Annotated in this window: 21 protein-coding genes and 2 pseudogenes; 12 read left to right on the plus strand and 11 right to left on the minus strand. The window is 72.7% G+C overall.

Going from position 1 to position 26,091, the window contains the following annotated elements:
• Positions 1-95 precede the first annotated feature (95 nt).
• The 4 genes from LL648_RS21085 (at position 96) to LL648_RS21100 (ending at position 3,371) form a co-directional block, all read left to right on the plus strand.
• Positions 96-1,532 (plus strand): amidase, encoded by a 1,437-nt coding sequence (locus LL648_RS21085; RefSeq protein WP_232664349.1) that lies wholly within the window; start codon positions 96-98, stop codon positions 1,530-1,532.
• A 36-nt stretch (positions 1,533-1,568) separates the two neighbouring features.
• Entirely contained in the window at positions 1,569-1,814 is a 246-nt protein-coding gene (ctaJ, locus tag LL648_RS21090) for an aa3-type cytochrome oxidase subunit CtaJ (RefSeq protein WP_232664350.1), read from the plus strand.
• On the plus strand, positions 1,801-2,298 hold the full coding sequence (locus LL648_RS21095) for a DUF5130 family protein (protein ID WP_232664351.1): 498 nt from the start codon (positions 1,801-1,803) through the stop codon (positions 2,296-2,298). Before ctaJ ends, LL648_RS21095 begins: the two co-directional genes overlap by 14 nt.
• 533 nt (positions 2,299-2,831) lie before the next feature.
• Positions 2,832-3,371: a pyridoxamine 5'-phosphate oxidase family protein gene (locus LL648_RS21100; RefSeq protein ID WP_232664352.1), complete on the plus strand. Its 540-nt coding sequence runs from the start codon at positions 2,832-2,834 to the stop codon at positions 3,369-3,371.
• Here LL648_RS21100 and LL648_RS21105 read toward each other — a convergent pair.
• Positions 3,358-4,029, minus strand: a complete 672-nt coding sequence (locus LL648_RS21105) for a phosphatase PAP2 family protein (protein WP_232664353.1) — start codon at positions 4,027-4,029, stop codon at positions 3,358-3,360. The genes LL648_RS21100 and LL648_RS21105 overlap by 14 nt on opposite strands.
• Positions 4,030-4,036: 7 nt before the next feature.
• Positions 4,037-4,291, minus strand: coding sequence for a hypothetical protein (locus LL648_RS21110; RefSeq protein WP_232664354.1), 255 nt, complete (start codon positions 4,289-4,291; stop codon positions 4,037-4,039).
• A 254-nt stretch (positions 4,292-4,545) separates the two neighbouring features.
• Between LL648_RS21110 and LL648_RS21115 the strand changes: the two genes are divergently transcribed.
• Positions 4,546-5,001, plus strand: coding sequence for a hypothetical protein (locus LL648_RS21115; protein WP_232664355.1), 456 nt, complete (start codon positions 4,546-4,548; stop codon positions 4,999-5,001).
• 6 nt (positions 5,002-5,007) lie between these two features.
• Here LL648_RS21115 and pepN read toward each other — a convergent pair whose 3' ends face one another.
• Positions 5,008-7,575: an aminopeptidase N gene (pepN, locus tag LL648_RS21120; protein WP_232664356.1), complete on the minus strand. Its 2,568-nt coding sequence runs from the start codon at positions 7,573-7,575 to the stop codon at positions 5,008-5,010.
• Between the two features lie 158 nt (positions 7,576-7,733).
• Between pepN and LL648_RS21125 the strand changes: the two genes are divergently transcribed.
• On the plus strand, positions 7,734-8,348 hold the full coding sequence (locus tag LL648_RS21125) for a mycothiol-dependent nitroreductase Rv2466c family protein (protein ID WP_232664357.1): 615 nt from the start codon (positions 7,734-7,736) through the stop codon (positions 8,346-8,348).
• Positions 8,349-8,398: 50 nt separating this feature from the next.
• On the opposite strand, the gene LL648_RS21130 is transcribed toward LL648_RS21125, so the two are convergent.
• On the minus strand, positions 8,399-8,833 hold the full coding sequence (locus tag LL648_RS21130; protein ID WP_232664358.1) for a CBS domain-containing protein: 435 nt from the start codon (positions 8,831-8,833) through the stop codon (positions 8,399-8,401).
• A 479-nt stretch (positions 8,834-9,312) separates the two neighbouring features.
• On the opposite strand from LL648_RS21130, the pseudogene LL648_RS46005 reads away from it, so the two are divergent.
• Positions 9,313-9,558, plus strand: a pseudogene (locus LL648_RS46005) (transglycosylase family protein); the annotation flags it as partial.
• 329 nt (positions 9,559-9,887) lie between these two features.
• Positions 9,888-11,396 carry a serine/threonine-protein kinase gene (locus LL648_RS21140; RefSeq protein ID WP_232664359.1) on the plus strand — a complete coding sequence of 503 codons (1,509 nt, stop codon included), beginning with the start codon at positions 9,888-9,890 and terminating at the stop codon, positions 11,394-11,396.
• Here LL648_RS21140 and LL648_RS21145 read toward each other — a convergent pair.
• On the minus strand, positions 11,371-13,194 hold the full coding sequence (locus LL648_RS21145) for a S9 family peptidase (RefSeq protein WP_232664360.1): 1,824 nt from the start codon (positions 13,192-13,194) through the stop codon (positions 11,371-11,373). The genes LL648_RS21140 and LL648_RS21145 overlap by 26 nt on opposite strands.
• On the minus strand, positions 13,195-14,976 hold the full coding sequence (locus tag LL648_RS21150; RefSeq protein ID WP_232664361.1) for an N-acetylglutaminylglutamine amidotransferase: 1,782 nt from the start codon (positions 14,974-14,976) through the stop codon (positions 13,195-13,197). It lies immediately after the preceding gene.
• A 42-nt stretch (positions 14,977-15,018) separates the two neighbouring features.
• Between LL648_RS21150 and LL648_RS21155 the strand changes: the two genes are divergently transcribed.
• A complete protein-coding gene (locus tag LL648_RS21155) occupies positions 15,019-15,810 on the plus strand; it encodes an LLM class flavin-dependent oxidoreductase (RefSeq protein WP_232664362.1) in 792 nt (263 codons plus the stop codon).
• A gap of 2 nt (positions 15,811-15,812) precedes the next feature.
• On the plus strand, positions 15,813-16,505 hold the full coding sequence (locus tag LL648_RS21160; protein WP_308190366.1) for a YdcF family protein: 693 nt from the start codon (positions 15,813-15,815) through the stop codon (positions 16,503-16,505).
• Between the two features lie 11 nt (positions 16,506-16,516).
• Here LL648_RS21160 and LL648_RS21165 read toward each other — a convergent pair whose 3' ends face one another.
• The 3 genes from LL648_RS21165 to LL648_RS21175 form a co-directional block, all read right to left on the minus strand.
• Positions 16,517-19,078 carry a carboxylate--amine ligase/circularly permuted type 2 ATP-grasp protein gene (locus LL648_RS21165; RefSeq protein ID WP_232664363.1) on the minus strand — a complete coding sequence of 854 codons (2,562 nt, stop codon included), beginning with the start codon at positions 19,076-19,078 and terminating at the stop codon, positions 16,517-16,519.
• Between the two features lie 120 nt (positions 19,079-19,198).
• Entirely contained in the window at positions 19,199-19,990 is a 792-nt protein-coding gene (locus LL648_RS21170) for an MBL fold metallo-hydrolase (protein ID WP_441344307.1), read from the minus strand.
• Positions 19,991-20,009: 19 nt separating this feature from the next.
• The gene (locus LL648_RS21175; RefSeq protein ID WP_232664365.1) at positions 20,010-20,744 is read right to left on the minus strand and encodes a 2-phosphosulfolactate phosphatase; all 735 of its coding nucleotides are present in this window, start codon (positions 20,742-20,744) and stop codon (positions 20,010-20,012) included.
• A 24-nt stretch (positions 20,745-20,768) separates the two neighbouring features.
• On the opposite strand from LL648_RS21175, the gene LL648_RS21180 reads away from it, so the two are divergent.
• Positions 20,769-22,337 carry a phytoene desaturase family protein gene (locus LL648_RS21180; RefSeq protein WP_232664366.1) on the plus strand — a complete coding sequence of 523 codons (1,569 nt, stop codon included), beginning with the start codon at positions 20,769-20,771 and terminating at the stop codon, positions 22,335-22,337.
• Between the two features lie 124 nt (positions 22,338-22,461).
• Here LL648_RS21180 and LL648_RS21185 read toward each other — a convergent pair whose 3' ends face one another.
• Positions 22,462-23,412: a helix-turn-helix transcriptional regulator gene (locus LL648_RS21185; protein WP_232664367.1), complete on the minus strand. Its 951-nt coding sequence runs from the start codon at positions 23,410-23,412 to the stop codon at positions 22,462-22,464.
• A 63-nt stretch (positions 23,413-23,475) separates the two neighbouring features.
• Here LL648_RS21185 and LL648_RS21190 point away from each other — a divergent pair, with 63 nt between their 5' ends.
• Entirely contained in the window at positions 23,476-24,816 is a 1,341-nt protein-coding gene (locus LL648_RS21190) for an FAD-binding oxidoreductase (RefSeq protein ID WP_232664368.1), read from the plus strand.
• A gap of 17 nt (positions 24,817-24,833) precedes the next feature.
• On the opposite strand, the pseudogene LL648_RS21195 reads toward LL648_RS21190, so the two are convergent.
• Positions 24,834-25,432: pseudogene (locus LL648_RS21195) on the minus strand (superoxide dismutase).
• Positions 25,433-26,091 lie beyond the last annotated feature (659 nt).

Consider the following 26,091-nt stretch of genomic DNA (forward strand, 5'->3'; position numbering starts at 1 on the left):
CCCTCGGCCCGACGGTGCGGCGGCCGGTCCGGCGCGTGCGAGGTCGTGCCCGGCGTGCCTGGTCCTGCCGCCCCCGGGCGTGTAGACCCACAGGCGTGACCGAAGCTCTCCACGACCTGTCCGCTCTCGACCAAGCCGCGGGGTTGCGCGGCGGCGAGTTCTCCGCGTCGGAGCTCGTCGAGCACCACCTGCGCCGCATCGACGAGCTGGACGGGACGCTCGGTGCGTTCGTCACCGTCACCGCCGAGGCGGCGATGCTGCAGGCGAAGGAGGCCGACCGGCTGCTCGCCGCGGGCGGCGAGCTCCCGCCGCTGCTCGGCGTCCCGACGGCGATCAAGGACCTGGCGGTCACCGCCGGGGTGGTCACGACGTTCGGGTCGCCGGTGTACGCCGCGTACGTGCCCGAGGTCGACGACGACGCGGCCCGGCTCCTGCGTGCGGCGGGCACGATCAGCCTCGGGAAGACCGCGACCCCCGAGTTCGGGCTGCCGCCCTACACGGAGCCTGCGGGCCGGCCGCCGGCCGTCACGCCGTGGGACACGGGCCGGCTGGCCGGTGGCTCGTCCGGCGGCGCGGCCGCGGCGACGGCGGGCGGGCTGGTGCCCTTCGCGCACGCCACCGACGGCGGCGGTTCGATCCGCATCCCGGCCGCGTGCTGCGGGCTGGTCGGGCTGAAGACCACCCGCGGGCTGGTGTCGCGCGGCCCGACCGGCGGCGACCCGCTCGGCATGTCGGTCTCGGGCCCGCTCGCGCGCACGGTCACCGATGCGGCCGCAATGCTGGACGCGCTGGCCGTCGCCGTCGTGGGGGAGCCGTACCCGCTGCTGGCCCGGCCGGCTGGGACGTACCTCGAGCACGCGCGGCTCGCGGAACCGGGCAGGCTGCGGATCGGCCGCTACGCGCGCCCGCCCGTCCCCGGCGTCGAGGTCGACCCGGCCTGCATGGAGGCGTACGAGCGGGCCACGACGCTGCTGGCGGGGCTCGGGCACGAGATCGTCGACGACATCGAGAACGGGATCCCCGAGGACTTCCTGCCCGCGTTCGAGGTGCTGTGGGCGGTGATGTCGCACGGCCACCCCGTGCCGGAAGCCGCGCAGGGACTGCTGATGCCGTTGACCCGCTGGTGGCGCGAGCGCGGGTCCGCGGTGAGCGGGCCGGAGTACTTCGCCGCGACGCAGGCGGCCATCGCGGTGACGCGGCGGGTCGTCGCTGCGCACGCGGCCGTCGACGTCGTGCTGACGCCCATGCTGGCCCAGCTGCCGCGGCCGGTGGGCTGGTTCACCGCCGGCGGCGACCCGGCGGAGGACTTCGAGCGGCAGAAGCGCTTCTCGCCGTTCACCGCCACCTACAACATCACCGGGCAGCCGGCGCTGAGCCTGCCGCTCACGTGGGCGGGCGAGGACGACGGGCCACCGCTGCCCGTATCGGTGCAGCTCGTCGGGCAAGCGGGCGACGACGCGCTGCTGCTCGCGCTGGGTGCGCAGCTGTCGGCCGCCGCCGGCCGGGGTGATCGACGTCCTCCTACCTGGTGAGTGCGCCGCGGCCCGCATCGACTACGTTCTACGACTGTGAGCGTGCTGGAGACGATCCTCTACTTCGTGGTGCCCAGCGTCGGGTTGTACCTGCTCATCGCGCTGCTGGTCGTCGCACCCCGGATGGCCCGCAGGCCGCGGTACCGGGCCGGTCAGCCGTGGCCGCACGAGCCGCTGTGGTGGACCGCGAACCCGGCGGGCGCCCAGCTCCCGCCGGTCGACGGCCACGCGGCTGCCGCGGGCGGACCGACTGTTCGAGGAGGACATCGTGGCAGCTGGTGAGCACGGGCACGGCGAGGTCGCGGTCGTCGATCCCGAGTCCCTCCCGACCGGCGCGGTCGTCACCGCCTCCGGCCGCGTGTCGGCGGCCGAGGTGTTCCAGGAGCCGTCGCGGAAGAACCAGCCGTTCAGCCCTGTCCAGCTCGCCCGGCTCGACGAGGCGCTCACGCTGACCAGCCGCGAGACCGGCCTGCGCTTCAGCGTCTACCTCGGTGACCTCGGCGAGACCCCCAGCGAGCGCGCCGCCGAGCTGCACGGCCAGCTCGAGGGCTCCAGCGGCGCCGTGCTGGTGGCCGTCAGCCCCGGCCAGCGCGTCGTCGAGGTGATCACCGGGCCGGACGCGCGCGTCCGCCTGCCCGACCGCGGCGCCAAGCTCGCCGTGATGAGCATGGTCGCCTCGTTCAAGGAGGGCGACCTGCTCGGTGGCCTCCTCAACGGCCTGCGCATGCTCGCCGACCAGGCCGGCGGGCGGCGCCGCACCCACTGACGTCCGACCTCACAAACCTGGTGGTGTCGTCACACAGGTCATGCCTTGTGTGACGACACCACCAGGTATGTGACGTCCATCCTGGACCTTGGGGCGGTCGGCGGGGCAAGGATGGGCAGGCCGCCATCACCGAACGGGGATCACGGCTGCATGAGGTGAATCGCCGCCGCCGCTGACCCCCGGGTTGGGGAGGGCAGGAAAGCCACTTTCCTGCCCTGTGAGGGCCTGAAAGTGGCTTTCCTGCCCTCGCGTGCGCAACGCACACACCCCGGCCGGCCACCACAGCCCCGCCCCTGGCCGCGGGTCGCTCGTGCACAGGTTCGCCTCCCCGTGCACAGGTTCGAACCTGTGCACGGCGGCACCAACCTGTGCACGAGCGCCCTGCGCGCCCGGTTCGGGCACCCACCCCGGTCTGCGGTCGTGTACCCGGAGCCGCACTCCGGCACGGATTCTCATCCCTCGTGGCGGCCCAGAGGGCCATGGCGGACTTTCCTGTACACGACCTGTCAGGTTTCGACGCCATGCTGAGCGACGTGTACGAGACCGATGGTGAAATCCACGACCTGCAGAACCTTCTCGACGCCTCGCTCGCCCGCTCGACCACGCACCTGCGTTCCATCATCACGCCCGGCGAGCGGAGCCTGACCGCGGAGCAGGCAGTGTCCGTGCTGACGGGGATGTGCGTGCTGGTCCTGTCGACGGTGACCGCCAAGGGCGAGCCGCGGGTCAGCGCCGTCGACGGGCACTTCTTGCATGGTCGCTGGGTGTTCGGCACTGCGAGAAGTGCGGCAAAGGCGAAGCACCTGCGCGTCCGGCCCGCCGCGAGCGTCGCGCACGTCCGCGGGGAGGAGCTGGGTGTCTTCGTCCACGGCGAGGTCGAGACCGTGCATCCCGCGGACGGCACCGAGCACCCCGACTGGCCGGAGATCCACGATCACCTGCTCGACTGCTACGGCGACTCGTCGTCCGACTGGTCGTCCGACTGGTGGTCCGACGTCGTCTACTTCCGGTTGCGCCCGACCTGGATGGCGGTCTACGCGAACACGCCGGAGAAACTGCTCAAGCAGGCGTGACCGGCTTCCCGCGCCGCATCTCCGCTATCCGGTCGACGATCAGCGCGACGCCGAGCACCACGACGACCGCGATGCAGAAGCCGCCGATCGTGTCGGTCGGGTAGTGGAAGTTGTTCGTCACCAGCGCCACCGCCATCGCCGAGCCGGCGAGCCCGGCGAAGCCGAGCACCACGAGCACACCCACGAAGCGGTCGGGTAGCCACAGCGAGACGACGATGAGCGCCGTGACGATCCCGAGCGCGGTAGCGGCGGCGGTGTGGCCGCTCGGGTAGGCGAAGCCGCCTTCGAGCGTCCGCCCGACAAGCGGTTTGAGCATGGTCGTCGCGATGCCGGTGAGGCCGGGGCCGAGCAGCGCGACGACGGCGAGCCGCCAGCGGCGCAGGGCGAGGCAGATCACCACGAAGATCGCGATGAGCACGATCATGTGCACGGGGCTCAGGCTGATGATCAGCCTGCTCAGCCGGGAGCGGTCGTTCGTCGCGGCGTCGACGACGCCCTCGGCGCGCTCGTCGAACCGGCTGGGCTCCGAGTCGCCCGCGTAGCGCACCGCGAGCACGGTGAAGACGACGGCGGCCAACCCGATCATGGCCAGCAGCGTCGCCCGCATGGGCTTCGGCACCGCAGGTGAGGTGGTGCGCTCGCGTGATGTCGTGGTCATGGCGGTCTCAGCGGCGGGCGACGAGTGCGGCGGTGACGACGAACGCGGCGGCCGAGGCCACGAACAGCGCGATGACGTCGCCGAGATGCAGGCCGTGGGTCCACGAGAGCACGAGCACGACCGGCCCGAACGAGGTGCCGTTAGCAACGAGCACGACGAAGATCGCAGCGACGATCCAGGTGAGCCCTATGAGCACGAGCGTCTCTGCAACGGATGATCTACGAGGGCGCTGCGTCGGTCGCCGGTGATCCACGGTGGACATGTTTCAAACCTACCGGGGCCCAGGTTAGGCGGAGCCAAACTGGAACCCTGCGGACGGCTATTTCGCGCACCCCACTGCGGCAACCGGACGCATCTCACACACTTCCAGCAAGATTTCAGCCGGATCCGGGTAACGCCAGCGCCGCCGCACATGACAAGCGGGGTAGCGCCGCTCCAGCTCCCCGGAGCGCGCACTGATCAGGCTGCCCCGGCGGTTCCCCCGCTGCCGGCGTGCGGCCGCCTGGAGGACCCATCATGGGTGAGGCACGAACCGGCCCCGCGCCGGGACCCGACAGCATCAACAGCGCCAACTGCACGGCCGAGTGGGCGTCGAGGTGGGAGGTGCGGGTCCCCCGGCCGCGCCCCCCGGTCGACCAGGTGTCGCTCGAGATCTCCTGGAACGCGACGATTCCGCCGCTCCCGCCCGCCGCCCTCAGCCGCCGGCGCCGCGCGGTCTCCGCCGCGGCCTGGGTCGCCGGCACGATGTTCGCGGCGTACCTGGTGGTCGCGGGTGTGCATGTGGCGCGGCAAGCGCCTGGTGAGGTGCTCGGGGCCGCCAAGAGCGTGCCGGTCGTCGGCAGGGTCGCGGTGAACAAGACCGCACCGACCGCGCCCGTGCTGAAGACCACCCCGAACGCCGCCGAGCTGCTGCGCACCCCCAGCCCGGTGCAGGCCCCGACGGCCGCGCCACCGCCGCCCCCGCACGAGTAGGCGAGGTCAGGAGCGGTCGAACTCGCGGGCCGCCAGCGCTCGCACGATGCCCGCGCGGCCCTCCGACACCAACCTGCGCAGTGCCGGCGGGTGCGACTCGTCGGCGAGCCACGCGTCGGCGGCGTCGATGGTCGGCTTCTCGACCGCCCACGACGGGAACAGGTTGATCACGACGGACTGCGCGCGCTCGCTCGTCCGGCGCGCCCACACCTCGGCGACGGCGTCGAAGTAGCGCTCGACGTAGCCACCGAGCAGGTGGCGCTGCACCGGGTGGCTGAAGCCCATGATGATGGCCTCTTGCACGGCGTTGGGCAGGTCGTCGTCGTAGACGGCCCGCTGCCACGCCCGCTCCTTCGCCTCCGGCGTCGGGACGAGCGCCCTGGCCCGCTCCGCCTGCCGCTGGCCGGTGGAGGTCGGGTCGCGCTCCAGCTCGTCGGTGATCTCCGGCTCGCCCGCCGCCCCGTGCGCGACGAGCGCGTGCAGCAGCCGCCAGCGCAGGTCGGTGTCGACGACGAGCCCCTCCGGCACGTCGACGTCGATGAGCCAGCCGCGGATCCGGTCGAGCAGCTGCTGGCTCAGCACGCCGTTGGCCAGGGCGTTGACCACCGTCAGCTGCGCGTCGGAGCCGGCCGGGGCGGTGTCGAGCCGGAACCGCAGCGCGTCGGTGAGCAGCGGCCACCCGCGCTCGGCAGCCCACTGCTCGTCGGCGTAGGACGCCATGGCCGTCTGCGCCTGCAGCAGCAGCCGCTGCACAACGCCGACCTCGGTCTCCTTGCCGAACCCGCCCGCGACGAGCGAGACGAAGTCGCGCGCCTTCAGCTCCGCCTCGCGGGTCATCTCCCACGCCGCCGACCAGCACAGCGTCCGCGGCAGCGGCTCGGCGATGTCGCCGATGCGGTCGATGAGGGTGGTGAGCGACTCGGGGTCGAGCCGGAGCGCGCAGTAGGTCAGGTCGTCGTCGTTGACCAGCACGAGCTTCCCGCGGGGCACGCCGACCAGCTCGGGGACGGCCGTCCGCTCGCCGGCGATGTCGACCTCGACCCGGCGCACGCGCACGAGCTTGCCGGTCTCGTCGTCGTCGTAGACGCCCACGGCGATCCGGTGCGTCCTGGTCTCGCCCGCGCCCGGCCGCGCGCCGCCCTGCACGACGTCGAAGCGGGTGAACGCGCCGTCGCTGTCGACGTCGAACGACGGGCGCAGCATGTTGAGGCCGGTGGTCTTGAGCCACTCGGCGCCCCACCCGGACAGATCACGCCCCGACGCCTGCTCGAGCGCGCCGATCAGGTCGTCGAACGTGGCGTTGCCCCAGGCGTTGGCCTCGAAGTAGCTGCGCAGCCCCGCAAGGAACTCCTCACGGCCGACGTACGCGACGAGCTGTTTGAGGACGCTGGCGCCCTTCGCGTAGGTGATCCCGTCGAAGTTGACCTCGACGGCCTGCAGGTCGGGGATGTCCGCCGCGATGGGGTGCGTCGAGGGCAGCTGGTCCTGCCGGTACGCCCAGCTCTTCTCGACGTTCGCGAACGTCGTCCACGCCTCGGTGTACTCGGTGGCCTCGGCCTGGCAGAGCACCGATGCCCAGGTGGCGAACGACTCGTTCAGCCACAGGTCGTCCCACCAGCGCATGGTGACCAGGTCGCCGAACCACATGTGCGCCATCTCGTGCAGCACGGTCTCGGCGCGCCGCTCGTAGAGGAACCGTGTGACCCGCGACCGGAAGACGTAGTCCTCGAGGAACGTCACGGCACCGGCGTTCTCCATCGCGCCCGCGTTGAACTCGGGGACGAAGAGCTGGTCGTACTTGCCGAACGGGTACCGCATGCCGAAGTTGCGGTGGTAGAAGCCGAAACCCTGCTTGGTCTCGGTGAACAGCCGCTCGGCGTCCATGTGGGCCGCGAGCGACGCCCGGCAGTAGATGCCGAGCGGGATCGTCCCGCCCTCGTCGACGTACTCGTCGCGCCACACGCTGTAGGGCCCGGCGATGAGCGCGACCAGGTAGGTGCTCATGATCTCGCTGCGCGCGAAGCGGCGGAGCACACCGCCGCCCGGCCCGTCCTCGGCGGCGTCTACCTCGGCGTTCGAGATCACCTCCCACCCGGACGGCGCGTTGACGGAGATCGTGAACCTGGCCTTGAGATCGGGCTGGTCGAAGCACGCGAACATGCGCTTGGCGTCGGCCGTCTCGAACTGCGAGTACAGGTAGACGGCACCGTCGACGGGGTCGACGAACCGGTGCAGGCCCTCGCCGGTGTTCATGTACCGGCCGGTGGCGACCACGCGCAGCTCGTTCTCCGCGGCGAGGTCGGGCAGGGCGATGCCGTCGTCCTCGCGGTAGCCGGAGACGTCCAGATCGGTGCCGTTGAGCACGGCCGATGCCACGCCGGCGCCGACGAAGTCGATCCAGGTGCTGCTACCGGGCTCGCGACAGGTGAACCGCACGGTCGTGACCGTGCTGAACGTCGTGTCGCCCGGCTTGCCTCCCCCGTCGGTCAGGTCGAGATCGACGGTGTACTCGGCGACCGCGAGCAGCTCCGCCCGTAGCTCGGCGTCGGTGCGGGTCAAGTTGGGCGGGGCCATGCGGCGGGAGCTCCTTCTTCTCAACTGCAACGGCTGCGATCCAACCACGGTGCGGCCGGGATGTCCGGACGATATGGCCCCGACCGAGGGAACAGCACACGGGGATCGTCGGTTGCACCACACGTTGAACGTTGAAGCATAGGGATGGGAGTCGTCGGGTGACGAGCAGCGAGACAACGCGTGTGGACTTCTGGTTCGACCCGCTCTGCCCCTGGGCGTGGATCACCTCACGATGGATGATCGAGGTGCGGAACGTCCGCGACGTCGAGATCGTCTGGCACGTCATGAGCCTCTCGGTCCTCAACGAGGGCCGCGACCTCAGCGAGAGCTACCGCGCGTCGATGGACAAGGCGTGGGGCCCGGTGCGGGTGGCCATCGTGGCGGCCCGCGAGCACGGCCCGGAGATCCTCGAGCCGCTGTACACGGCGCTCGGCACGCGGATCCACCACGAGGGCAACAAGGACTTCGACGTCGTCATCAAGGAGGCGCTGGCGGAGCTGGACCTCTCGCCCGCGCTCGCCGACGCCGCGCACAGCACCGACTTCGACGAGGAGCTGCGGGCCAGCCACCACCGCGGGATGGATCCGGTCGGGATGGACGTCGGTACGCCGACGATCCACATCGACGGCGTCGCCTTCTTCGGGCCGGTGCTCTCCCGGATCCCGCGTGGTGAGGACGCCGGAAGGGTCTTCGACGGCGCCAGGCTGCTGGCGGGGTATCCGCACTTCTTCGAGCTCAAGCGGACGCGGACGGAAGAGCCCGAATTCAGCTGATGGTCGTTTTGTGGTGCTTCCGGCAGATCCGCCGGAAGCACCACGACTCGTCAGTAGCGGGCGATGACGGCGTCGCGCAGGACGCCGGTCTCCAGCTCCATCTCCCGAACCCTGTTCTTCACGAGGTCACCGATGCTGACCATGCCGACCAGTCGACCCTTGTCGACCACCGGGAGGTGGCGGTAGCGCCCGGCCGTCATCTGGGCCATCGCGTGCGCGACGGTCTCGTCCGGCTCGCAGGTGCGCACGTGGCGCGTCATCACGTCGCTGACGCTCATGCTGAGCAGCGCGGCGCCGTGCTTGCCGAGGGCGCGGACGATGTCCCGCTCGGAGACGATCCCGCGGATGGCGCGGTTCTCGTCGCAAACCAGTAAGGCACCGACACCGGACCGGCCGAGTCGATCGACGACTTCGGCCACCGTCAGCCAAGGGAGTACGGAATGCACCGTATGCCCCTTGGTGTCGAGGATGTCCGCGATCTTCATCGGTTCCCCTTTCATCAACTGCCTTGAGCAGGGTCGCTGCGACGAGATAATGGTGCGCCGAATCCGGCTCGTCCGTGTGGCGGCGTCGCCTGCGTCACCCGCTCGACGTACGGATGATCCTGGGTTGTCCGGATCCGATCGCCGAGCGGTCGCCGCGGGTGTGCGCCATGCAATCCCATCGGGTTCGCGCACCCCGATCGGGTGTCGTTCGCGATCGTGAACGAGTTCTTCTGTTCGGCCGCGAACCCGCCCCCGGCCTGCCTACCTTCCGGCGCATGCCGACCGATCGTGTCGTCCGTCCGCTGTCGACAGCGGCCCTCGCGGTGCTCGTGCTCGGGGCGACGACCACGGTCGGTGCACTGCTCGCGACGGGCGCTCCGCCGGCCGGCTGCGACTGGTCCGCGACGACGTCCGAGACGCGGGGGCGCAGCGGCGGCGGCTGCCCGACTGCGCCCCGCTCCGGGTCCGGGGTCGACCCCGTCTGGACCACGCTGGCGGCCTGCGAGTCGAGCGGGGACTGGGCGATCAACACCGGCAACGGCTACTACGGCGGCCTCCAGTTCGACGACGGGACGTGGCGCGACTACGGCGGCACCGACTTCGCCCCGCGCGCCGACCGCGCCACCCGCGAGGAGCAGATCGAAGTGGCCACCCGGGTCCGCGACGACCGCGGCGGCTACGGCTCGTGGCCCGCGTGCGCCGCGAAGCTGGGGCTGCCGCGGTAGATGGGTGCGAGACCCACACGACGCCGGGAAAGCCACTTTCCCGGCATCTCCACCAGCCACCCGCCGCCGACGCGTGACGTGGTCACGTCCCGCACCGTGCACCGTGCACCGTGCACCGTGCACCGTGCCGCGCCCGAACGCGCAGGCACCGTGAGGGCAGGAACGCCACTTTCCTGCCCCCACAGGGCCGGAAAGTGGCTTTCCTGCCCTCCCCGCCGGCCCCGTCGGGCCACGACGCGCCGGCGTTCCCCCCGCCGTGTGCACGGCCACACCCGCTCGGGTGGGGAGCTGACGGCGGGCTGACGGGGGTCCTCGCTACCCTGGTCAAGATGACTGAGGAAGCGCCCACCGCTGAGCCTGTCCGAGTCGGTGGCCGCTATCGCCTCGACGAGCGGATAGGCGCCGGCGCCATGGGTGCTGTATGGCGCGGCACCGACGAGCTGCTCAACCGCACGGTGGCGGTGAAGGAGCTGCTCGCGGCGGCCGCGCCGCCCACGGTGGCGGGTGGCGACGCACTCGAGGAGTCGCGGCAGCGCATCCTGCGCGAGGGCCGGATCGGCGCCAGGTTGCAGCACCCGCACGTCATCAGCATGTTCGACGTCGTCGTCCACGACGACCGACCGTGGCTGGTCATGGAGTACCTGCCGTCGAAGTCGCTCTCGGCGGTGATCGCGGAGAAGGGTCCGCTCTCGCCGTCGGAGGCCGCGAAGATCGGCCGTGACGTCGCCGACGGGCTCGCGGCCGCCCACCTGGCCGGTGTGGTGCACCGCGACATCAAGCCCGGCAACGTTCTGATCGGTGAGGACGGGCGGGTCAAGCTCACCGACTTCGGGGTGTCGCGCGCCGTCGACGACGTGCAGCTCACTCGCACCGGCCTCATCGCGGGCACCCCGGCGTTCCTCTCGCCGGAGGTCGCACAGGGCCGCACCCCGACCTCGGCGTCCGACGTGTTCGCGCTCGGCGCCACCCTCTACGCCACCGTCGAGGGCACCCCGCCGTTCGGGCTCGACGACAACGCCTACGCGCTGCTGCACAAGGTTGCCACCGGGTACGTGCCGCCGCCGAAGCACGCCGGGCAGCTCACCGGAATCATCATGCGGCTGCTCAGCGCCGACCCGGAGGACCGCCCGTCGGCGGCGCAGGCGCGCGACGCGCTGGCCGCGCTCGACGGCGGCAGCCCGATCCAGCTCGGCGGCGGCACCGCGCTGCTGGACCCCGATGGCGGGCCGCCCACGATGGCCGACGTCCCGCCCACCCCGCCGGCCCGGCCCGCGGCGGCCGGCCCGGTTCCCGCCGGCCGACCGCCCGCTCCGGCCGCGACCCGCCGCCGGCGCCGGACGATGCTGCTGATCGCCGGTGTTGCGGTGCTCGCGCTCGCGGGCGGCGCCACCGCCGCGATGCTCAGCGCCAACAACAACCTGGCGAGCCAGGGCACGGGCACCGGCGCGGAGCCGAGCACCTCCGCCGGGCCCAGCGCTGCCGCCCCGCCGACCGGCGCTCCGACAACCACTGCCCAGACCACGGCCCCGCCGGCGGCGGACAATGCGATCGCCTACGTCCAGAACTACTACGCCCAGCTTCCGGGCAACACCGAGGCCGCGTGGGCGATGCTGAGCCCCCGTGCGCAAGCCAAGTCGAACGGGCGGGCCGGCTTCGACAGCTTCTGGGCCCAGTTCGATTCGGTGCGGTTGGACAACCCTCGGGAGACCGGGCCCGACTTCGTCCGCGCCACCGTGGTGTTCGTCCGGAAGGACGGCACGACGAGCAGCGAGCCCTACAGCTTCGTCATCAACAGGCCGAACGGCGTCATGATCATGGAAGACTTCTCGCAGGGATAGCCGCCGCCGGGCGCGGCGAGAGCAGCGCCGCTGCCACCCACGCCACCACAGCGCGGACGAAGACCTCGCGGTTGGCCCGGTCGTGGATCTCGTGCCCCTCGTCGGCGAACCGGAGCAGCTCGGGTGTGCGGCCGTGCGCGCGCAGCGCCTCGACGATCTGAGTCGCCTCGATCATCGGGACGTTGGTGTCGTGCTCGCCGTGCACGACGAGCAGCGGAGCCCTGATCCGGTCCGCCCGGTGCAGCGGCGAGAGCTCACGCAGGAGCGCGGCGTCGACATCCGGGTCGCCGTACTTCGTCGTCGCGGCGCTCGCGATCCACGGCTCGGTGTGGGCGAAGAACGAGGCGAGGTCCGACATGCCGCAGATGTCGACGCCCACGGCGAACCGTTCCGGGTACGCCGCGAGCGCCGCCAGCGTCAGGTAGCCGCCGTAGGAGCGGCCCGCGACACCCAGCCGGTCCGGATCCGCCAGCCCGGCGCTGGTCAGGTGGTCGGCCGCGGCGCGGACGTCGGCGATCGCGGCGAACCGGCGGTCGAGGTCGTCGGCCGCAGCGAAGCGCCGCCCGTAGCCGCTCGACCCGCGCACGTTCGGGGCGAAGACCGAGATCCCCGCCGCCACCAGCGCCTGGAAGAGCGGCTGTGCGGTCGGCCGCTCCTGCGATTCCGGGCCGCCGTGCAGCCAGATGATCGTCGGGCCCGGCCCGACGGCGCCGGCCGGGCGGAGCAGCCAGCCCGAGAGAGTGAGCCCGTCGTCGGCCCGGAACGTGTGCGGCACCGGATCCACGAGCCCTGACGTGACGGCCGGCGCCGCAGGGAGCAAAGGCTCGGTGACCGTCGAGCCGAGCCCGGCCCGGGAGATCCGAGGTGGGACGGTCGGGCCCTCGCTCGCGACGACCAGCGCCCGCCCGTCGCGGGTGAACCCGGCGCCGGTGACGACGTCGCCGGGGATCGGCGGGCCGGGTTCGAGCCGGCCGGAGCGCAGGTCGAGCAGCTCCAGCTCGCTGCGGCCGCCGACGTTCCAGACCAGCGCCGCCCGGGCGCCGGCCGGGTCGAGCGCCACCATGTCCAGGTCGTCGCCGTCCCGCTCCGCCACCGGGTAGACGCCCGAGACCGCCGATCCCCGCAGTGTGACCGCGAGCAGCGCGGCCCGGTCACGGCCGGCGTCGGTGTGGACGTACAGCTGGTGCCCGGTGATCCCGAACCGCGCCTCGGCGACGAGCGCGCCGCCCGGCAGCAGGTTCGTGCGCCGTCCCGAGCGCAGGTCGACGAGCTCCAGCCCGCGCGCACCGCGCTTTCCGGTGCGCATGACGGCGCGGCGCCCGTCGCCGCTCACGGCGCAGACCTTGGCGGCGGGCCCGCTCGTGAGCACCGTGGACGTGCCGTCGCGGAGGTCGACGAGGCAGGCCTGCCCGTCGTTCCTGTGCTCGGACAGGATCGTGATCCCCAGTTGACGCCCGGTCGGCGACCACGCGCCGAGGGTCGCCGCCGCGGCGCCCGTCGCGAGGTCGCGGCCGGCGCCCGTGGCCGCGTCGACTATCCGGACCCTGGTGCGCTCGCCCCCGAACGGCGCGATCTGCACGGCGATCGAGGAGCTGTCGGGCGACCAGGTCAGCGCAACGACGTCGGTGTCGGGCAGGAGCGGCTCGTGCGGCTCGTCGAGCGGGCCGTCGGCCGGCAGCGGCGCCACCCAGAGCTGCGGCCGGCCGCCGCGGTCGGACACCCACGCGAGCCGCGTGCCGTCCGGGGACAGCCCCGGCTGCGTGTACGCCGGGCCGAACAGCCCCGTGCCCTCAACCAACTAGATCCTCATCTCCTGCAGCCACATCTCCAGCAACGCCACCTGCCACAACGCGTTCGAGCCGAGGTTGGTCCGCTTGCTGTTCGGATCTGCGAGCATCGCATCCAGCCAGTCGGTGCGGACCAGGCCCCTCGCCTTCGCGACGGGATCGGTGACGGCGGCGCGCACCCGTTCGAGGAACGGCCCTTCGAGGTGGCGGATCGCGGGGACGGGGAAGTAGCCCTTGGGTCGGTCGATGACGCCGTCCGGGACGACGCCGCGCGCGGCCGCCTTCACCACACCCTTGCCACCCTGGGCGAGCTTGAGCGCGGGCGGGCAGGCCGCCGCCAGCTCGACGAGCTCGTGGTCGAGGAACGGGACCCGCGCTTCGAGGCCCCACGCCATCGTCATGTTGTCGACGCGCTTCACCGGGTCGTCGACCAGCATGACCGTCGAGTCGATCCGCAGCGCCGCGTCGAGCGCCTCGTCGGCGCCGGGTTCGGCGAAGTGCGCGTCGACGAACGCCCGGCTCGGGTCGTGTTCGAGCAGCCAGTCCGGCTCCAGGATCTCGGCGAGCGCGGCGTGCGACCGGTCGGTGAAGACGGCGGCGTACTCGGCGGCCGCTCTGTGCCTGGGCACGCCGGCCAGCGGTGGGTACCAGGCATACCCCGCGAAGACCTCGTCGGCGCCCTGCCCCGACTGGACCACGGTGACCGACTTCGCGACCTCCTCGGAGAGCAGGTGGAACGCCACGCAGTCGTGGCTGACCATCGGCTCGGACATCGCCGCGATCGTGCTGTCGACGGCCGGCAGCATCCGCGACGGCTCGACGAGTATCTGCTGGTGGTCGGTGGCGAAGTGGTCGGCGACGAGGTCGGAGTAGGCGAACTCGTCGCCGGATTCGCCCGCCGTCGCGTGGAAGCCGACGCTGAACGTCTTCAGCCCGGTCTGCCCCTCCTGCGCCAGCAGGGCGACGACCAGCGACGAATCGATGCCGCCGCTCAGCAGCACTCCGACCGGGACGTCGGCGACCATTCGCCTGCGCACGGCCAGCCGCAGCGCTTCGAGCACGGCGTCGCGCCAGTCCCGTTCGGTCATGGCCGCGTCGCCCGCTCGCCGGGTGTGGTCGGGACGCCAGTAGACGTGCTCGCTCGACGTGCCGTCGGCGCGGATCGTCCGGATCGTCGCCGGCGGGAGCTTCTTGACGCCGGCCAGGATCGTGCGCGGCGCGGGGACGACCGAGTGGAACGTCATGTAGTGGTGCAGCGCGACCGGGTCGATCGACGTGTCGACGCCGCCGCCCGCCAACAGCGCAGGCAGCGTCGAGGCGAACCGGAGCCGGTCGGCCGACTCGTCGACGTACAGCGGCTTGATCCCGAGCCGGTCGCGGGCCAGCGTCAGCACGCCGGTATCGCGCTCGGCGACGGCGAACGCGAACATGCCGAGGAACCGGTCGACGCACCGCGATCCCCACCTGTGGAAGGACTTGAGGATCACTTCGGTGTCGGACTCGGAGAAGAACCGGTAGCCAAAGCCCTCCAGCTCGGCGCGCAGCTCGCGGTAGTTGTAGATGCAGCCGTTGAACACCGCGGTCAGGCCGAGCTCGGGGTCGACCATGGGCTGCGCACCGCGCTCGGACAGATCGATGATCTTGAGGCGGCGGTGGCCGAGCGCGGTCGCCCCGGCGCTGTGCAGGCCGGCGCCGTCCGGTCCGCGTGGTTGCAGCGCCGCAGTCATCCTGCCGACGGCATCGACGTCGGGCTGCCCGTCGTCGAACCGGATCTCCCCGGCGATACCGCACATGGTTGCCTCCTTGGGTCCGGCTCATCGTGGTGGAATGGGCCCATGATCGCTCCGAAGCTCGGTGTCGTCTTCCGGCCGCAGTCCCCTCCAGAAGACCTGCGCCGGGTGGTGGAGTCGGCGGAGGCGGCGGGTGTCGCGGAGCTGTGGGTCTGGGAGGACTGCTTCCTCGAAGGCGGCCTGACCACCGCGGCGGCCGCGCTCGCCTGGAGCCGCGACCTGACCGTCGGCGTCGGGCTGCTGCCGGTGCCGCTGCGCAACCCCGCGCTCGCCGCGATGGAGATCGCGACGCTCGCGCGCCTGTTCCCCGGCCGGTTCGTCCCCGGCCTCGGGCACGGGGTGCTGGACTGGATGGCGCAGGTCGGCGCCGGTGTGCCGTCGCCGATGACGCTGCTGCGCGAGTACACGGGCGCGGTGCGGGCGCTCCTGCAGGGCGAGACCGTCGACGTCGACGGCCGGTTCGTGCACCTGGAACGGGTCGCGCTCGACTGGCCGCCGGCGCAGGTGCCGCCGGTGCTGATCGGCGCCCGCGGCCCGAAGACGCTGCACCTGGCCGGCGAGGTCGCCGACGGCGTCCTGCTCGACTCCGGCCTCTCCGTCGACGGTGTGCGGGCCGGCGCCGAGGCCGTCACCGCAGGTCGGGCCGCCGCGGGTCGCGAGGGCGCCCCGCGGATCGCGGCCTATCACGAGCTGGACACGTCGGCCGCCGACCTGGGGGAGCAGATCGCGCAGCGGGCGCAGGAGTTCCACGAGGCCGGCGCCGACACCGTGATCTTCCAGGGCACCGGCGAGCAGCCGGATCCCGAACCGCTCATCGCCGCCATCGCGAGCCTCTGACGGTGCCTGGGACGGACCCGAGCGGCGCCGAACCGAGCAGTGCCGAACCAACCAGGGCCGACTGGGCCGACGCCCAGCTCGTGTGGGACTTCCACCTGATGTGCCACGAGCTCACGCCGTGCGACCTGGCGATCGGGCTGGGCAGCCACGACATCGGCGTCGCGGTGCGCACCGCCGAGCTGTTCCACGCCGGCTTGTTCCCACTGGTCGTGTTCACCGGCGACACGAGCCCGTCGACACGGAGCTGGTTCCCCAGGGGCGAGGCGGTCCAGTTCCGCGAACGCGCGCTGGAGCTGGGCGTGCCCGACACGGCCATCCTCGTCGAGGACCGGGCAACCCACACCGGCGAGAACTTCGTGTTCACCCGCGAGCTGGTCGCCGCCGCCGGCCTGCGGCTCCGGACGGCGCTGGTGATCTGCAAGCCGTACATGCAGCGCCGCGCGTTCGTGACCGCGGCGAAGGTCTGGCCGGAGATCGAGGTGCGGTGTGCCTCGGATCCCGCGCCGCTGCCCGACTACGCGGCGAAGATCGGCGATGCGCGGCTCGTGATCGACAACGTGGTCGGGGACCTGCAACGGATCCTCGAATACCCGAAGCACGGCTTCGCGGCCGAGCAGGACGTCCCGCTGGAGGTCGAGCAGGCCTACTCGCGCCTGGTCGACCGGGGCTACACGAGCCGCCTCGTCCGGGGTTGATCCGCCCGCCGTCACCGCAACACCCAGGTGTCCTTCGCGCCCCCGCCCCGCGACGAGTTGACGATCAGGCTGCCCGCCGGCGCGACCCGGCTCAGGGCGGCGGGGAGCACCTCGACGTGCGTGCCTGTTCCCCGCCGCGACTGCAGGACGAATGCGCGCAGGTCCACAGCGCGCGGTTCGAGCTTGCCCTCGCTGAACGTCGGGTGCGTCGAGAGCTGGACGAGGTCCTGCGCCACCCAGCCGGCCGGGTTCGCCCGGATCGCCGCGCCGACGTCCGCGAGCTCGGCCGGTTCGGCGTGCGGTCCGATGACGATGCCCTGCCCGCCGTAACCGTCGACGGGCTTCAGCACCAGCTCGTCGAGGCGGTCGAGCACCTCGGCGCGCCGCTCGGGGTCGACGCAAGGGTAGGTGGGGACGTTGTCGAGCAGCACGTCCTCGCCGAGGTAGTACGCGATCATCGCCGGCACGTACGCGTAGACGAGCTTGTCGTCGGCCACACCGTTGCCCAGCGCGTTCAGCATCGCGACCCTGCCCCGGGCCACGGCGTTGCCGATCGCGCGCCCGATCAGCCGCTGGTCGGCGCCACGGGCGGCGAGCAGATCGCGCTCGTCGAGCCGCCGGTACAGCGCCGAGAGCCGTCGCCGCGCCCCGGTGCCGACGAGGTACACGCCGTGCTCGGTGACCTGCAGTTCGCGCGGTGTGACGAGCGGGACGCCCATCCGCTCGGCGAGCAGGCGGTGCTCGAAGAACGCCGAGTCGCGCGAGCCCGCGGAGAGCAGCGCGACCTCGTCGTGGCCCGGCTCGTCCGGTTCGGTGACGGAGAGCACCGCGTTGTGCAGCTGGTCCGGGACCTCCTCCAGCGGCACGACACCGGCGGGCGGCTCGAGGTCGGGCATCGCGCTGCGGATCAGCCGCCGGCTCATCACCGCGTACCCGATCCCGGACGGCACCCGCAGGTTGTCCTCCAGCACGAGCCAGCGGTCGGCTCGGTCGCGCACCAGGTCGATCCCGGCCACCGCGATCCGCACGGCGTCGGCGGGGGAGAGCTTGCCGAGACGGCTGCGGCCCGGCGCGTTGTCGACGACCGACGCCGGGATCACCCCGTCGGTCACGATGGCGCGCTCGCCGTACACGTCGCGGATGAACGCCTCCAGCGCGCGAACCCGCTGCTCAAGCCCCGCGGTCAGGCCCGCCCAGTCCTCGGCCGTGACGATCCGCGGCACGAGGTCGAGCGGGAAGAGCCGGTCGGGCTCGCCGTCGCCGACGCGGAACGTCACGTCGCGGGCCTTCTGCTCCGTGCGCAGCGCCGCCTCGGCCGCGAGCAGGCCACGCGGCCCGAGCCGGTCGAGCGTCCGGAACATCCACCCGTAGTGCGGCAACACCTGGCTGCCGGCGCTGACGGCCTCGTCGTAGGAGGTCGGGTGGTAGGCGGCCAGCAGCTGCGGGGTGTCCGGCACCGTCGTGGGCGGCTCGTGCGCGGGCACGCGGCCCTGCGTGTGCTCGATCAGCGCGTCGACGACGTCGACCAGCTCACCGCGCCGGCCGAACGCCCTGCGCTGCAGCGCGGCCCCGCTGCCCCGAGCCAGCGCGGCCCGCGACAGCTCCAGCACCTGCTCCCAGTCGCCGAGCTCTTCGAGGAAGGGGCGGAGCTGGTCGACGAGCTGTCCGATCACCAGCGGAGGGGCCACCAGCGACGGCCCGACGAGGTCGACGAGGTCGCCTTCGAGCCCTGACCGCGCGGCCCGCCAGCTCGCGGCGCGCAGCAGCTCGTGGCGGGACTCGGGCAGCGGCAGCCCGTCGTCGAGGTCCTGGCGGGCCTTGCCGACGAGCGCGCGGAACAGGCCGGCGATCAGCACGACGTCGTCGACGTGCGGGCACGCGTCGCACACCCGCAGCTCGACGGTCGGCAGGTGGGCGCTCGGCCGGATGTCGAAGTAGACCATCCCGGGGTCGCTGATCGTGCCCGACGCGATCAGCTCGGCGACCATCGAGTCGTAGTCCGCCGCCGTCTCCACATGGCCGGGCGGCCCGGCCGTCGGCCAGCGCGACCACACCATGCTGCGGAAGCTCGCGTACCCGCTGTCGCGGCCGCGCCAGTACGGCGAGCTCGCGGAGATCGCGAGCAGCGTCGGCAGGTAGGGCGCGACCCGGCGCACGACCTGCACCGCGACGTCCCGGTCGGGCACGTCGACGTGGATCTGCGCGCCGCAGATGTGCTGCTCGGCGACCAGCATCTGGTACTCGTGCTGCATGCGCTCGTAGCGCGCGCCCGCCGAGATCGCGTCGCTCGTCGTGTCGACCAGCGGCACCGTGCCCGCCGCAACCACACCGAGCCCGAGCGGCCGCGCGGCCGACTCCAGCTTGCCGCGCAGCCGCTGCAGGTGGTGGCGCAGGTCGTCGAGCGTCGCGCAGACCGGCGTGTTCGTCTCGACGAGCGAGCGCTGCAGCTCGGGAGCGAACTCGGCACCGTCCAGCTGCGCGAGCAGCGCGTCGACCTCGGGGGCGGAGCGGCGGGTCGCCAGGTCGACGACGTGGAACTCCTCCTCCGCGCCGAGGAGAGGGAGATCGCTCATGGGCGGGACGCTATGGCTCGAATGTTGCGGTGGGTTTGCCGGCAGGTCACCCGACGTCGTCTCGGCACGCAGGGAGCCTGCACCGTCGAGGAGGTGCAGAGAAGCCTCCATCACGGTGTGTCATTCCGGCCAGCGCACCCCGGGGTACGGCGAGCGCTCGGCCGCGGCGGCCGCCGTCAGCTCACCGCGGGCGACGGCGGCGTGCAGCGCGGCGACGGTCGCGAGCTGATCGCGTTGCTCGGCCACGAACGCCGGGTCGACGGGGTCGCCGTGGCCGGGCACGATCGTCCGTGGGCGCAGCCCCAGCAGCGCGTCGAGGGTGTGCGGCCAGGCGGCGAGGTCGGCGTCGCCGAGGTCGGGCGGCGCCCCCTGCTCGACGAGGTCGCCCGCGAACACGACGCCCGCGTCGGGCACGTGCACGACGAGGTCGTGGTCGGTGTGCCCGGCGCCGAGGTGCAGCAGCTCGACGCTGCGCCCGCCGAGGTCGAGCGTGGCCGGGGCGGGATCCGGGAGCACCGGTTCCGTCGCCGCCAGCGCGTCCGCCGTCGTGCTGTCGCCGGTGCCGCGGTAGTGCGCGACCCAATCCCGCCGCTGCGCCGCAGCGCTCGCGACGATCGCCGTGCGGCAGCCCGGGGTCGCGAGCACGGGCGCCGGGAGGAAGGCGGTCGTGCCGAAGCAGTGGTCGAAGTGCGCGTGCGTGATCACGACCGTCCAGGGCAGCGGGGTCAGCGCGCGCACGGCCGCGGCGAGCTCGGCACCCTGCCGCGCGTCGCCGCGGGTGTCGATCACCAGCGTGCGCTCGGTGCCCAGCACGACGCCGGTGGTCAGGTCCAGCTCGGTGTGCCGGCGGGCGAGCACCCCGTCGGCGACTTCGGTCCAGGTGCCGTCCACAGGGCTCGTTCTCGGGCTCATCCTGGGGGCCATCCTGGCGTCAGCAGAGGAACCCGTCGCGCAAGCGGGGGGCTGCGTCGCTCGTGTCGAGCTGCGCCGCGAGCCGGACGTCGGCCGCGTACCCGTCGGCGATCAGCTCCCGCCCCGACGAGGCCCCGGCGAGCACGTCGGCCAGCTCGCGCTGCCGGGCCACCTCGAACTGCGCGACGGCGAGCTCGGCCTCGATCGACCGGTCCGGCAGGCCTGCGGCGATCGCGCCGGCGCCCAGCACGTCCTCGATCGCGGGGCGCAGCGTGCCGTCGGGCCAGCGCTCACCAGCGGGAACGATACCGATCGGGCCACCGGCCGAGGCATCGAGCGCTGCCGCGGCCACCGCCGACGCGTTGCGCAGCGAACCCGCGAAGAGCACCGCCGGCCCAGCGGCGACGGCCGCGCAGAGCGTCGCGCCATTGGGTGAGGGCAGCCCGAGGCGCGTGCCCGGCTCCAGCGTGGTCAGCGACGCCGGGCGCAACGACGGCCCTCGACCTTCGCGCGCGCCCGCCGGGACGGCCCCGGCCGCCTCGGCGGCCCGGATGACGTCGGGATCGGAGTGGCGCTGCGGCAGCACCGCAGCGCCGCGCCCGACGGCGATGTCGACGGACGTGCTGAACGACAGCACGTCGATCACGATCACCACCGCGCACTCGGCCGCCAGCAGCTCGGCGCCCACGAGACCCCACTCCATCCGGGTCCGATGATCATGTTGACGGTGTTCGATCCGGGCCTCGGCGATCACCGTCGGACGGTAGCGTCGCCGGACATGACGGTGCAGCAGGTTTCCGGCAAGGTCGGGCTCCCGATGCCGATCACCGAGCTGGCGGCGCGTCGATGGGACGTGGTTGTGGTCGGCGGCGGCCACAACGGACTGACCGCGGCCGCCTACCTCGCCCGCGCCGGCCGCTCGGTGCTCGTGCTGGAACGGCGCGAGCAGCTCGGCGGGGCCGCGACGCTGGAGCGGCCGTTCGCCGACGAGCGGTTCGTGATCAGCCCCTGCGCGTACGTCGTCGGGCTGCTGCACCCGCTGGTCGTCGACGAGCTGGGCCTGCGCCGCCACGGGTTCGACCTCGCGATGCTCGACCCGAGCCTCTGGTGCCCGTTCCCCGACGGGACGTCGATCGCGCTCTGGTCCGACGCCGAGCGCACCGAGGCGGAGGTGGCGGCGCTGGCGCCGGCGGACGTCGACGGCTTCCGCCGCTACGAGGCGCTGTTCGAGCGGATCCGCCTCGCGCTGCGCACCGGCCCGCGCGACAGCTGGCTCGGCGACAGCCCCGACCGCGCGGAGCTGGCGGAGCTGCTCGGGCACGACCAGGAGGCGCTCGACGTGCTGCTGCACCGCTCGATCGCCGACGTCGTGGAGGAGCACGTCGCCGACGAGCGGCTGCGTGCGCTGCTGCACGGGCAGGGTGTGATCGGGACGTGGGCCGGGCCGCGCGACCCGGGCACCGCCGCCGTGCACGCGATGCACTCGATGGGCACGCTCGCCGACGGCCGCTGGGGCTACGTGCGCGGCGGCACCGGCAGGGTGTCGTTCGCCCTCGCCGACGCCGCCGTCGAGCACGGGGCGGTGCTCGCCTCCGGCGTCGAGGTCGGGGCGGTGGAGCCGGGGGAGGGTGTGCGGCTGGCCGGCGGCGAGCTGATCAGGGCTGCGACCGTCGTCTCCAACGCCGACCCCAAGCGCACGGCGGCGCTCTGCGCGGGTGAGCTGCCCGCCGAGTGGCGGTCGCGGGTGGACGCATGGCGGTCGTCCAGCCCGGTCGTGAAGATCAACTGTGGGCTGCGCGCGCTGCCCCGCTTCCGCGCCGCGCCCGGCTCCGACCACCCGTACCGGGCCATGGTGACGATCACCTCCGGCATCGAGGCCACCCAGGCGGCGTTCGAGCAGGCCGTGGCCGGCCGGGCGGCGCCGTCGTGGGCCGAGGTCTACTTCCCGTCGCACTACGACCGGACGGTCGCGCCGGACGGCATGCACGTGATGAGCGTCTTCGCCCAGTACGCGCCCTACGAGCTCGCCGGAGGCAGCTGGGCGACCCGCCGCGAGGAGATCGGCGACGCCGCGATCGCCGAGGTCGCCCGCTTCGCCCCGGACATCGCCGACTGCATCGTCCACCGCGAGGTGCTCGGCCCACCCGACATCGAGGCGGGCATCGGCCTCACCGGCGGCCACATCTTCCAGGGCGACTGCCTCCCCGACCAGATGTGGGACCGCCGCTTCGCGCCGCGGACCCCGGTGCCGGGCCTGTACCTCTGCGGTGCCGCAACCCACCCCGGCGGGAGCGTCATCGGCGTGAACGGCCGCAACGCGGCGATGGTGGTGCTCGCGGACACCTGAGCCGGCCACCCCATCCGGCCCACCAGGTGGCCGGGGGGTGCGTTGCGCCCGCGAGGGCAGGAAAGCCACTTTCCGGCCCTCACAGGGCAGGAAAGTGGCTTTCCTGCCCTCCCCAGCCCCGGCGTTACGGGGGTCGCAGACGGTCCAGTCGCTGGGCGAAGTCGTGCAGGTGGCCGGCCAGCTCGGGGGCGTCGGGCAGCGTGAAGTCGGCCTCGAACGCAGCGACCTCGGCCACGATCTGCGAGAGGTTGTGCGAGCCCAGCCGCACGCGGCAGGTCCGCTCGTCCACCTCCTCGACCTTGCCCGGCAGCGGGTTGTGCAGCCGGGCGAGCACCTCCGCCGCGGGTGCCTGCACGAGTGCCACGCCGGAGAAGCGGTACGACGCGTTCAACGCGCCGGCGACGATGTGCGCCCCGATCCCCTCCTCCGGCAGCTCGCGCGGCCGGAACCGCAGCTTCGTCGGGGTCGGATCGGTGAGGCGGTCGACGCGGAACGTGCGCCAGTCGTCCCGCTCGACGTCGAACGCCACCAGGTACCAGAGCCCCACCACGGCGACCAGGCGGTACGGCTCCACCCGTCGGCGGGACGCGGCGCCGTCGCGGCGCTCGTAGGCGAACGTGAGCAGCTCGTGGTCGCGGCACGCCGTGGCGAGCGTCGTGAGCAGGCCGGGGTCGATGTGCGTGCGGGGGCTGCTGTGCAGCGAGACCGTCGCCTCGGCAACTGCAGCCGCCGCGTTGCGCAGCCGGGCCGGCAGCACCTGGCTCAGCTTTGCCAGCGCGCGCATCGCAGCCTCGTCGGTGCCGGACGCGACGATCAGCCCGCGCGCCACCGCCACCGCCTCGTCGTCCTCGAGGAGCAGCGGCGGCAGCTCGGTGCCGGCGGCGAGCCGGTAGCCGCCGGCGGTGCCCGTCGTGCTGTCGACGGGATAGCCCTGCTCACGCAACCGGTCGACGTCGCGGCGGACGGTCCGCGTGGTCACGCCGAGCCGTGCGGCCAGCTCGCCACCGGGCCACTCGCGGCGGCCCTGCAGGAGCGCCAGCAGGCGCAAGAGCCGGGCGGGCATGGTGGTCGTCACATCGACGATTCTGACACTGCTTGAGGACCGATGCTGTCCTCAAGGGCTTCTAGCGTGGGTCCCATGACAACGAAGATCACCACAGCGGGACCGGTGTTCCGGCCGGACGAGCCCGGATTCGACGAGGAGCTCTCCGGCTTCCAGCTCGGTGTGCAGCACCGCCCGGAGCTGGTGGTCGGCGCTACCGGGACGGCGGACGTGCAGGCCGCCGTCCGCGCCGCGGCCGGCCGCGGGGTGCCGCTCTCGGTCCAGTCGACCGGCCACGGCCGGCTCGTCGCCGACGACGGCGGGATCGTCGTCACCACGAACCGGATGGCCGGCGTGACCGTCGACCCCGCCACCCGCACGGCGCGGGTCGAGGCCGGCGCCCGGTGGGGCGACGTGGTCGAGAAGGCTGCGGTGCACGGGCTCGCGCCGCTCTCCGGCTCGTTCCCGGGCGTCGGGGTCGCCGGCTACACGCTCGGCGGCGGACTCAGCCTGCTCAGTCGCCGCTACGGCTACGCGGCCGACCACCTGCGCGCCGTCGACCTCGTCACCGCCGACGGCGAGCTGCGCCACGTCACCGGCGGCAACGACCCCGACCTGCTCTGGGCGCTGCGCGGCGCCGGCAGCGCGTTCGGGATCGCGACCGCACTGGAGATCGGGCTCGTCCCGCTGCGGACGGTGTACGGCGGCCGGCTCTCGTTCGCGGGCGACGACGTGCCGGCGCTGCTCGACGCGTTCCGCTCCTGGTCGGCCGGGCTGCCGGAGGCGACCTCGTCGTCGGTCGCGCTGATGCCGTTCCCGGACATCCCCGCGATCCCCGAGGAGCTGCGCGGGCGCTACGTGGGAACGCTCGCCGTGACCCACGCCGGCCCGGCCGCCGAGGGGGCGGAGCTGGTCGCGCCGATGCGCGAGATCGGGACGCCGCTCGTCGACACCATGCGCGAGCTGCCCTTCACCGAGAGCGGGACGATCCACAACGAGCCGGCGCAGCCGCACTCCTACACCGGCACGAACGCGCTGCTCACCGAGCTGGCCCCGGCGGTGGGCGCGGCGGCCGTCGAGCTGGGCGGGCCGACCGCGCCGGTGCTCTGCGTCGTGCAGATCAAGCACATGGGTGGGGCGATGACCAGGGAGCCGGAGTTCGGGGCCGCGATCGGGCACCGCGAGGCCGGCTACCTCTTCTCCCTCGTCTCGCCCGCGTTCGGCGGCGATGCGGCGTCGGCGCGGCCGGTGCACGAGCGGCTGATGTCGGCGGCCGAGCCGTGGACCCTCGGGGTGCTGCCCAACCTCGTGTACGGCACCGACCGCGCCCCCTTGGAGGCGCGGTCGGTGTACGGCGAGGCGAACCTCACCCGGCTGCGGGAGCTCAAGCAGCAGCGCGACCCGGCGAACGTGTTCCCGGGCCGCGTGCCGCTCTGAGCTGCCCGCGCGCCGGGTCAGCCGGCGACGGCGTCGAACCGCGCCTGCGCGTCGGCCCAGTTGACGACGTTCCACCACGCGTCGACGTACTCGGCCTTGACGTTGCGGTACTGCAGGTAGAAGGCGTGCTCCCACATGTCGAGCAGCACGAGCGGCACGACGGCGGCGGGGATGTTGGCCTGCTGGTCGTAGAGCTGGAAGACCAGCAGCCTGCGGCCCAGCGGGTCCCATCCCAGCACCGACCAGCCCGACCCCTGGATGGCGAGCGCGTTGGCCTGGAATGCGCGCGGAACGCGTCGAACGACCCGAACTGCTCGTCGATCGCCGCCGCGAGCGCACCGGTCGGCTTGTCGCCGCCGTCGGGGGAGAGGTTCGTCCAGAAGATCGAGTGGTTGACGTGGCCGCCGAGGTTGAAGGCCAGCGACTTCTCCAACCCGGCGACCGGCCCGAACGACCCGGTGGCTCGGGCCTCGGCCAGCTGGTCGAGTGTGCTGTTGAGGCCGTTCACGTAGGTCTGGTGGTGCTTCGAGTGGTGCAGCTCCATGATCTCGCCGGCGATGTGCGGCGAGAGTGCGGAGTAGTCGTAGGGCAGGTCGGGCAGCGTGTACTCGGACACGGATTCTCCTCCGTCGATCGTTCGCAACAGCCACCCGACCTTCGCCCTTGAACTCGACTTGAGGTCAACCGCGGTGTGACGCAGCGCCCAGCGTTCGTCGAGCGGGTCGTCCGCGAGTCGGAGTACTCGGTGGGCGAGTCGACACCAATGGCACGGTGAGTCGACACTTTTGGCACGGTGAGTCGACACTTTCGGCACGGTGAGTCGACACTTTCGGCACGGTGAGTCGACACTTTCGGCACGGTGAGTCGACACGTCCAGCACGGTGAGTGTCCCACGTGCCGGCGGGCGAGTTCCGCATTTCAGCGCGGAGGTCCGCTGCCACGGGCAGGTCCAGGCCCGGGAGCGGCGACCTCGCAGTTCACTCGGGGTTGCGGAGGGCAGGAAAGCCACTTTCCTGCCCTGTGAGGGCCGGAAAGTGGCTTTGCTGCCCCCGCGTGCGGAACGCATACATCCCGCGGCGACACACCGAGCCGCACCCGGCACGGATTCTCATCCCTCGTGGCGGCCGGAGGGCCATGGCGGACTCCTGGCAACGTGTGCGTCCCGCACGCATCCCCGGCCACCACGGGCCTCTCCGCTGGTCGCGTCCCGTGGGGTGGTGGAGTTAGGGGTTCGCGGTCTTGGCGTGGTGATCACGACGGGGACGGCCATCGTGC

The sequence above is a fragment of the Pseudonocardia sp. TRM90224 genome, from assembly GCF_021245725.1.
Lineage (GTDB): Bacteria > Actinomycetota > Actinomycetes > Mycobacteriales > Pseudonocardiaceae > Pseudonocardia.

What these genes read in the sequence shown, in the direction of transcription:
- LL648_RS21165 (WP_232664363.1), bottom strand. Translation starts at nt 19,078, where the DNA reads ATGAGCGATCTCCCTCTCCTCGGCGCGGAGGAGGAGTTCCACGTCGTC.
- LL648_RS21130 (WP_232664358.1), bottom strand. Translation starts at nt 8,833, where the DNA reads ATGAAGATCGCGGACATCCTCGACACCAAGGGGCATACGGTGCATTCC.
- LL648_RS21180 (WP_232664366.1), top strand. Translation starts at nt 20,769, where the DNA reads ATGACGGTGCAGCAGGTTTCCGGCAAGGTCGGGCTCCCGATGCCGATC.
- LL648_RS21190 (WP_232664368.1), top strand. Translation starts at nt 23,476, where the DNA reads ATGACAACGAAGATCACCACAGCGGGACCGGTGTTCCGGCCGGACGAG.
- LL648_RS21150 (WP_232664361.1), bottom strand. Translation starts at nt 14,976, where the DNA reads ATGTGCGGTATCGCCGGGGAGATCCGGTTCGACGACGGGCAGCCCGAC.
- LL648_RS21140 (WP_232664359.1), top strand. Translation starts at nt 9,888, where the DNA reads ATGACTGAGGAAGCGCCCACCGCTGAGCCTGTCCGAGTCGGTGGCCGC.
- LL648_RS21105 (WP_232664353.1), bottom strand. Translation starts at nt 4,029, where the DNA reads ATGACCACGACATCACGCGAGCGCACCACCTCACCTGCGGTGCCGAAG.
- LL648_RS21155 (WP_232664362.1), top strand. Translation starts at nt 15,019, where the DNA reads ATGATCGCTCCGAAGCTCGGTGTCGTCTTCCGGCCGCAGTCCCCTCCA.
- LL648_RS21110 (WP_232664354.1), bottom strand. Translation starts at nt 4,291, where the DNA reads ATGTCCACCGTGGATCACCGGCGACCGACGCAGCGCCCTCGTAGATCA.
- LL648_RS21170 (WP_441344307.1), bottom strand. Translation starts at nt 19,990, where the DNA reads ATGAGCCCGAGAACGAGCCCTGTGGACGGCACCTGGACCGAAGTCGCC.
- LL648_RS21115 (WP_232664355.1), top strand. Translation starts at nt 4,546, where the DNA reads ATGGGTGAGGCACGAACCGGCCCCGCGCCGGGACCCGACAGCATCAAC.
- pepN (WP_232664356.1), bottom strand. Translation starts at nt 7,575, where the DNA reads ATGGCCCCGCCCAACTTGACCCGCACCGACGCCGAGCTACGGGCGGAG.